The following is a 2,757-nucleotide window of genomic DNA, read 5'->3' on the forward strand; positions in this document are numbered from 1 at the left end:
GCGGCGCGGAGAGGGTGGCGATGCGCTCGCTCCTCGGCGACAGGATCGGGGCGCTGACGCAGCCGATCTGAGGGGCGCGGGCGCGAGGAGCCCCGAAAGGCCTTTCCGTTTTCCCACGCTTCAGGGCGTTATCCACTCCGGGAAGGCCCCAGGGCTGACAGAAATCCCGCCTCAGTCCTTCGGGACAACCCGGAGGCCCAGCTCCATGAGCTGTTCCGCCGTCGGCTCGGAGGGGGCGCCCATCATCAGGTCCTCGGCCCGCTGGTTCATCGGGAAGAGGATGACCTCGCGGATGTTCGCGGTGCCGGCCAGGAGCATCACGATGCGGTCGATGCCCGGCGCGCAGCCGCCATGCGGGGGCGCGCCGTAGCGGAAGGCGTTGACCATGCCGCCGAAACGCTTGCGCACCTCCGCCTCGCCGTAACCGGCCAGCTCGAAGGCCTTGAACATGATCTCGGGCTTGTGGTTGCGGATCGCGCCCGAGACCAGCTCGTAGCCGTTGCAGGCGAGGTCGTACTGGTAGCCCAGCACCTCGAGCGGGTCGCCCTGGAGCGCCTCGAGCCCGCCCTGCGGCATGGAGAAGGGGTTGTGCGAGAAGTCGATGCGGCCGGTGTCGGGGTCCTTCTCGTACATCGGGAAGTCGACGATCCAGGCGAAGGCGAAGCGGCTCTCGTCGACGAGGCCGAGCTCGCGCCCGATCTCGACCCGCGCGCGGCCCGCGACGCCCTCGAACTCGGCGGGCTTGCCGGCGAGGAAGAAGGCGGCGTCGCCCTTGTGGAGGTGCAGCTGCCGGCGGATCGCCTCGGTCCGCTCGGGGCCGATGTTCTTGGCGAGCGGGCCCGCCGCCTCGAGGCCGCTGCCGTCCTCGGCCTCGCGCCAGAAGATGTAGCCCATCCCCGGCAGGCCCTGCCCCTGCGCCCAGGAATTCATCCGGTCGCAGAACTTGCGCGACCCGCCGCCCGGCGCGGGGATGGCGCGGACTTGCGTTCCCTCGTGCTCGAGGATCTTCGCGAAGATCGCGAAGCCGGAGCCCGCGAAATGCTCGGAGACGACCTGCATCTTCACCGGGATGCGCAGGTCCGGCTTGTCGGTGCCGTACCAGAGCGCGGCGTCGCGGTAGGAGATGCGCGGCCAGACCTCGTCGACCGTCCGGCCGCCGCCGAATTCCCGGAAGAGGCCCTTCAGCACCGGCTCGATCGTGCGGAAGACGTCCTCCTGCTCGACGAAGGACATCTCCATGTCGAGCTGGTAGAAATCGGTCGGCGAGCGGTCGGCCCGCGGGTCCTCGTCGCGGAAGCAGGGCGCGATCTGGAAGTAGCGGTCGAAGCCCGAGACCATGAGGAGCTGCTTGAACTGCTGCGGCGCCTGCGGCAGCGCGTAGAACCTGCCGGGATGCAGCCGCGAGGGCACGAGGAAGTCGCGCGCGCCCTCGGGCGAGGAGGCGGTGATCACCGGGGTCTGGTACTCGCGGAAGCCGATGTCCCACATGCGCCGCCGGATCGAGGCCACGACATCGGAGCGGAGCGTCATGTTCTCCTGCATAGCCGGGCGGCGGAGGTCGAGGTAGCGGTAGCGCAGCCGCGTCTCCTCGGGGTAGTCCTGGTCGCCGAAGACCTGCAGCGGCAGGTCGCCGTCGACGGCGCCGAGCACGGTCATGTCGCGGATGAAGACCTCGATCTCGCCCGTCGGAATCCTCGGGTTCACCAGCTCGGGGTCGCGCGCCTTGACCTCGCCGTCGATGCGGATGCAGACCTCGGCGCGGAGCTTCTCGACCTGGGCGAAGACCGGGCTGTCGGGGTCGCAGAGGACCTGCGTGATGCCGTAATGGTCGCGCAGGTCGATGAAGACCACGCCGCCATGGTCGCGCCGCCGGTGCACCCATCCCGCGAGGCGGACGGTCTGGCCGACATTGTCCTTCGTGAGGGCGGCACAGGTGTGGCTGCGGTAGGCGTGCATGGGCGGGGTCCTCTGCGGGATTTTCGCGGTCTCGGGCGTGGCGGCGATAGAACGCGCGGGCGGGGCGAAGTCAACCCCGGGGGCTCGCCCGCCCGGGGCATCGAGCCCCGGACGGGCGACTGCCTCCGGCAGGCGTATTTGGAGAAAGATGAAGGGGCGGGGTCAGTCCGCGCAGGCGAGCGCGGCGCGGGCGGCGGGGTGCGAGAAGGGGCCGAGGTCGCGGGGCTCGAGCCTGCCCTGCGGGGTCAGGCGGATGGCGACGAGGCGCGTCCATGCGGCGTCGGCGGCGACCATCTCGGGGCCGGCGCCGCAGTCGCGGAGGCCGCCGGTGAGGAAGTCCTCGCCGATGCGGTGGTTGGTGAGGCCGGTGGCGGCGGCGATCTCGGTGAGGCGGCCCGCCTCGTAGCGCCAGACGCGGAGCGTGCGGGCGAGGTGGGGGCGGTCGATGAAGGCGATTTCCATGGCGCCGTCGCCGTCGAGATCGGCGGCGCCGAGGGGCGCGAGCCAGCGGTTGCGCTGCCCGATGTTGGGCGTCGCGGCGTGGAGGACTAGGGCGCCGCCCTCGACGGCGTAGACGGCGAGGCGCGCGCCGAGGTCGCGGTGGCTCTGGACGGCGATGATCTCGGCGCGTCCGTCGCCGTCGAGGTCGGCGAGGCGCGGGGCGAGGTCCTCGAAGACCTCCGTCCCGGGCAGTATGACGCGGAGCGTGGCGCAGTCGGGCGCGAGGGCCACGGCGAGGGTTCCGGCCTCGACGGCGTCGCCGAGGACGGCATGGGCGTAGCGGGTGGTCGGGTCCTCGTA

At 71.3% G+C, this 2,757-nt stretch carries 2 protein-coding genes; both read right to left on the reverse strand.

Translation table 11 applies throughout. The annotated features are described in order from the left end of the window. Window positions 1–171 precede the first annotated feature (171 nt). Window positions 172–1,956: an aspartate--tRNA ligase gene (aspS, locus tag ACTS11_RS07905; RefSeq protein ID WP_442639781.1), complete on the reverse strand. Its 1,785-nt coding sequence runs from the start codon at window positions 1,954–1,956 to the stop codon at window positions 172–174. 162 nt (window positions 1,957–2,118) lie between these two features. Further along, window positions 2,119–2,757: FG-GAP repeat domain-containing protein (locus tag ACTS11_RS07910; protein ID WP_442639782.1), on the reverse strand; the 639-nt coding region annotated here is incomplete at its 5' end.

It is taken from the genome of Roseicyclus sp. (assembly GCF_052168335.1).
Lineage (GTDB): Bacteria > Pseudomonadota > Alphaproteobacteria > Rhodobacterales > Rhodobacteraceae > Roseibacterium.